This is a genomic window from Phormidium pseudopriestleyi FRX01 (assembly GCF_017313335.1).
GTDB lineage: Bacteria > Cyanobacteriota > Cyanobacteriia > Cyanobacteriales > Laspinemataceae > Laspinema > Laspinema pseudopriestleyi.
This window is the reverse complement of record NZ_JAFLQW010000595.1, coordinates 1-4789: the sequence shown is the minus strand read 5'-3', so window position 1 is coordinate 4789 and position 4789 is coordinate 1. Positions and strand designations below refer to the sequence as shown.

Genomic DNA, 4789 nt, shown 5'->3' with positions numbered 1-4789 from the left:
TGAAGAATTAGAACCTGTGCGGCGCAGTCTATTTTATGGTTCATGTGGCTATTTAGACTGGCGAGGACAGCTTGATTTGAATATTTTGATTCGGACGTTATTATTTGCGCCAGAGACATCAAGAACGGCCAAAAATGAGGAGAAAACCTATCGAGTGTGGGGACAAGTGGGGGCCGGAATTGTTGCCGATAGTGAACCGGAAAAAGAATGGTATGAGTCCCTAGATAAAGCCCGCGCTCAACTTGCGGCATTGCAGATGGCGATCGCCTCCCGTGAAAGTTGATGAAAGTGGCGATCGCTTGCTCCAGGTGTTATGAAAATGCTAATGATTAATGCAGCAATCGCTCCAATTTGATGGCTGTACCTTCACAGGATAATCTAGCTTCAGGTTAAAACAGGAATATAGGCCATCTGGCAGCAGATAGACAAGAGAATTAAGGAGAGGGAGCATCTCCCTCCAGAATGAGTAGTAGAGAACCAGACGCTGCCACTGCGGGGAACAATTATCCAATTTCTTATCTATCCCTAGCCTAAGAGTACGGGGATTTACACGATTTCTGATAAAATTATCCCCGTCCAAGCTGGAGACAAAAACTCAGAGGGGGGAAATGGGTCATATCCCGAAACTCCATACCAGCTGACTCCGCCAGGGGCACCTTAGTGACTCTATAACGGTTATGATTAACGGTACTCATCTGAACCTGAATGAACACTGAAACTTACTTAAATCATCCTACTTTTGGTCTGCTCTATCGGGTATGTCTGATCGAACAAAATCAGGAGTTGTTCACGACCCTATATGCCCAACGCCTATTTTTTTTAGCGCTTTCTGGCTCAGAAGGGTTAAGATTTGAGCCGGTCACCCGTGCCGATGCTCGCCTCCTCGTCGAAAACCGCTTGCGATTGCTCAGACGAATGGGGCAAGCTCAGGAATTCGCGGAACTTCAACTCATCCACAAACGCACATTTCAATGACGATCGCCCAACGGATTGCTGAGATCCGCGCCAACTTACCCGAATCAGTCCGATTGATTGCCGTCACCAAACAGGTGTCGGTAGATGCCATGATGGAAGCTTATCAGGCGGGAATTCGAGATTTTGGGGAAAGTCGAATTCAGGAAGCTCTAGCTAAATCTGAGCAACTCGGGGACCTGCCCGGTCTAACCTGGCACTTGATTGGACACCTGCAAAGTAATAAAGTTAAAGCTGCCTTAGAGCGCTTTCAATGGATCCATTCTATTGAAAGTTTGAAATTAGCGCAACGAGTCGATCGCTTGGCGGAAGAACTCGGGGTTAAACCAAAAGTCTGCCTTCAAGTAAAAATCGTACCCGACGCCAACAAATCTGGGTGGCAGATTTCTGAACTCCTAGAGGATTTAGGCTCCCTAAATCAGTGTAAAAACTTAGAAATCAAAGGATTAATGAGCATTCCCCCGTTGGGATTGGATCAAGCACAAACCCTGGCACTGTTCGAGCGCACTCGTCAACTCGCTCAAGAAATCCAGGCCCAAAATTGGGATAAGATTTCGATGCAGGAGTTATCGATGGGAATGTCAGGGGATTATCATTTAGCCGTCCAAGCCGGGTCCACAATGGTAAGATTGGGGACAATTCTGTTTGGAGAGCGATCGCCGTAAAATCCCGCCCCGGACCGTTAGAATTGAGGAAAAGGTGGGCGAATCATTCCCCCCTCACCCCCTTTAGTCCAGTCCCAATCGCGATCGGCAATCTCCGGGTTCCACCCCCAAAAATCCAGTTCAAATCCAGTTCAAATCCAGTTTTCAATTATAGTGATCAACCACCGCCCCCGATTGCACCAAATTCCCGACAAAAAGTCTGGAAAATTTTGGGCATAATCGGCAACTTATGGCAATATACAATAAACTGATAACTTGGGTAGGGTTGGGCATGGCGAATGGAGTGCATTTCCTGTTAGGAGAGAGTTCCTTCCTCAACGGGGTTTACCCCGGCGCTCAGTCACGCTCAAGGGCATCTATAACCGAAGCGGGAGCCAAGGGTTAAGCCGCGCCTCAGTCGTTGGAACTCCACCCCAAATTAGGGGTTGATTGAGTCGGAACCTGAGTCTATACCGAACTAACATCCAAAATCTATTTCGGCTGGAATGGGGATTTTATAGAGAATGCCCTGATGTTACCCTAGTTTTGATGGAGCAAAAACCGTGAATACGATTTTTTCTAAGCTACGAGATATGGTCGGACTCAATGAATCAGTCGATTATGAGTACGAGTACGACGAAATAGAAGGAGAAGGATACCAAAACCTTTACCAAGACCAACCCGCAGCCTCTCCTGAAGCAGAAGCTCGCCGCAATCGCACCCCCTTGCGGACGACCCCAACCGGAATGGGAATGGTTGGATCAGAAGGCGCAATGGGGTCAAGTATGAATGCTATCAATAACGTGATCGGTCTACCTGGAGCCGCCAACGGCATTTCTGAAGTGGTGGTGATGGAGCCGAAATCCTTTGAGGAAATGCCTCAAGCCATTCAAGCCCTGCGGGAACGCAAATCCGTCGTTCTCAATCTGACGATGATGGATCCGGATCAAGCTCAAAGAGCCGTTGATTTTATTGCCGGTGGGACTTATGCCTTAGATGGGCATCAAGAACGAATTGGGGAAAGCATTTTCCTGTTTACCCCCAGCTGTGTTCAAGTGAGCACTCAAAGCGGTGTGGTTCACGATGTCTTGCAACCCCACCTACGGACCGCCCGTCCTCCCTCTGTCCAAACAAGCTGGACGCCGGAACAAGTCCGGATGGCACAGTAAATCAACCGTTCTTGGTCAGCGATCGCATTTATAGCCAAGTTGACCAAGAACCTTACAAACCTTACAAGAAATTAACGACCGTTGTTGGTAAAACTAGGAATTATTGGAGGCGGGGTCATGGGAGAAGCGCTCCTATCCCGCCTGATTGCTCGTGCCGCTTACCAGCCTGGGGAAATTCTGATTAGTGATCCCATGCAGGAGCGCCGCGAGTTTTTAGCGCAACAGTATGGGGTCAGAGTCACTGGAGACAATTCCGAGGTGGCGGAAGCGACGGAAGTCTTGCTCTTAGCCATCAAACCCCAAGTCTTCGAGTCCGTCAGCGCTGCTTTGCCTTCCCTCGGCCAGAATGGAAAAATACCCGTGATTCTGTCCATTTTGGCCGGAGTCCCCCTAAGTAAATTAGAACGGGCTTTTCCCGGCGCACCGATTGTCCGCTCTATGCCGAATACACCGGCTACCGTTGGGGCCGGGATTACTGCGATCGCCCCGGGAACTCAGGTCCAACCCGAACACCTCGACCGGGCCAAATCTGTGTTACAAGCCGTGGGGGATGTGGTCCAGGTTCCCGAGTCCCTGATGGATGCCGTCACTGGCCTCTCTGGTTCCGGACCCGCTTATGTAGCAATTTTTATCGAAGCCTTGACAGATGGCGGTGTTCGTGCTGGTCTACCCCGAACTATTGCCGCCCAACTCGCCTTACAAACCGTATTGGGAACCGCGACCCTGATTCAAGAGAGTAAACTGCACCCGGCAGAACTGAAAGACCGGGTAACCAGTCCCGGAGGCACGACGATCGCCGGAGTTGCCCAATTAGAAAAAGCCGGATTTCGGTCTGCCTGCATCGAAGCCGTACAAGCCGCTACGGAGCGATCGCGCCAACTCGGAACATAAGGAAACTTCAAGCGAGTAAGGACAAAACAAGGGGTTTCTAGACCTTTGTTTGTAGCAAAACAAGCAGAGAGTTTGTAAAGAAACCCGGTTTGTCTTTTCTCTAGGGAACCGACGGACTAGGGATTTCAACTTCTAGGATTTTTCTTCCAATCCATTCGGCGATCGGGGGGATGACGGCATTACCAAGGACTCTCCCTCGACGACTGTCCATCCGGGGGGAAACCCCATCAACCTTTCCCATTCGGTCCAGGTCAAGTTTCTCGCCACAGAGTATTGGTCGGTCTGAATGACCTCCTTGATGTTTTCCAGCTTGGGCGCGTAACGTGGGGCAGATATTTCTCGCCAGGGTGTACCCGAAGCCTCCGCGACGTTGTACCACAAGCGGATTGTTTCTGAAAGTGCTTTCACAAATACTGGATCCAGTTTTCGTTTTGCGCGATTTTCCCGGCGGAGAATTCCCAGACAATTCGCTGCTGTCAGTAAAGATTTTATAGGCACGTTGGGATCTAAAACTGGCGATAAAGAAGACGCGATCTCGGTCGTGAGGTAAGCCCGAATGGAGAGCGTTACACGATAGCCATCCCCCCAAATACCCGTGCGTTTCCAGCGTGTTGATAACTGCCTCAAGAGCGGTTCCTTGCTCGGCACAGAGCAATCCAGGCACATTTTCCAAGACCAACCACGGCGGCTGAACTTCTCCAACAAGTTCCATAAATTTATAGAAGAGTCCGCTTCGTTCTCCCCCGAGTCCTTTTCTTTCTGTGTTGGCGTTGCTGAGGTCTTGGCAGGGCCATCCGGCACACCATAAGTCAGATTGAGGGATAGTTGTAGGGGTGAGGGTTGTGATGTCTTCATAAAGCGGTACGTTAGGCCAATGACGTTTTAATATGGCTTGACAAAATTGATCAATTTCACATTGAAATACAACCTGCATTCCGGCTCTTTCAAATCCTAAATCAAATCCTCCAATTCCCGCGAAAAAAGATGCTACTCGCATGATATGACAGAACTTTAACCTGTAGCTCTACTTGTCTGATTTAATTATGACTCAACCCTAGAGACGTTGGTAATAGACGAAAATCGGCTACCGGCTGTTTTAACCTCAATATATAG

At 49.3% G+C, this 4789-nt stretch carries 6 protein-coding genes; 5 read left to right on the top strand and 1 reads right to left on the bottom strand.

Annotated features, from left to right (window positions below; genetic code table 11):
- The 5 genes from J0895_RS22730 to proC all read left to right on the top strand — a co-directional run.
- The coding region (locus J0895_RS22730; protein WP_207090271.1) for a chorismate-binding protein at positions 1-283 on the top strand (283 nt) is incomplete at its 5' end.
- Between the two features lie 422 nt (positions 284-705).
- Complete coding sequence (gene pipX / locus J0895_RS22725; protein WP_207090270.1) at positions 706-975, top strand: transcriptional coactivator PipX; 270 nt, start codon at positions 706-708, stop codon at positions 973-975.
- Positions 972-1637 carry a YggS family pyridoxal phosphate-dependent enzyme gene (locus J0895_RS22720; protein WP_207090269.1) on the top strand — a complete coding sequence of 222 codons (666 nt, stop codon included), beginning with the start codon at positions 972-974 and terminating at the stop codon, positions 1635-1637. The genes pipX and J0895_RS22720 overlap by 4 nt, the downstream gene beginning before the upstream one ends.
- A gap of 542 nt (positions 1638-2179) precedes the next feature.
- On the top strand, positions 2180-2785 hold the full coding sequence (locus J0895_RS22715; RefSeq protein ID WP_207090268.1) for a cell division protein SepF: 606 nt from the start codon (positions 2180-2182) through the stop codon (positions 2783-2785).
- Between the two features lie 81 nt (positions 2786-2866).
- Positions 2867-3676: a pyrroline-5-carboxylate reductase gene (gene proC, locus J0895_RS22710; RefSeq protein WP_207090267.1), complete on the top strand. Its 810-nt coding sequence runs from the start codon at positions 2867-2869 to the stop codon at positions 3674-3676.
- A gap of 100 nt (positions 3677-3776) precedes the next feature.
- Here the strand turns inward: proC and J0895_RS22705 are convergent, their stop codons facing one another.
- Positions 3777-4673, bottom strand: coding sequence for a DNA cytosine methyltransferase (locus tag J0895_RS22705; protein ID WP_207090266.1), 897 nt, complete (start codon positions 4671-4673; stop codon positions 3777-3779).
- Positions 4674-4789: the final 116 nt, after the last annotated feature.

Bases quoted from the DNA above. Each gene is read 5' to 3' on its own strand.
- J0895_RS22720 (WP_207090269.1), top strand. From the start codon at position 972: ATGACGATCGCCCAACGGATTGCTGAGATCCGCGCCAACTTACCCGAA.
- J0895_RS22705 (WP_207090266.1), bottom strand. From the start codon at position 4,673: ATGCGAGTAGCATCTTTTTTCGCGGGAATTGGAGGATTTGATTTAGGA.
- pipX (WP_207090270.1), top strand. From the start codon at position 706: ATGAACACTGAAACTTACTTAAATCATCCTACTTTTGGTCTGCTCTAT.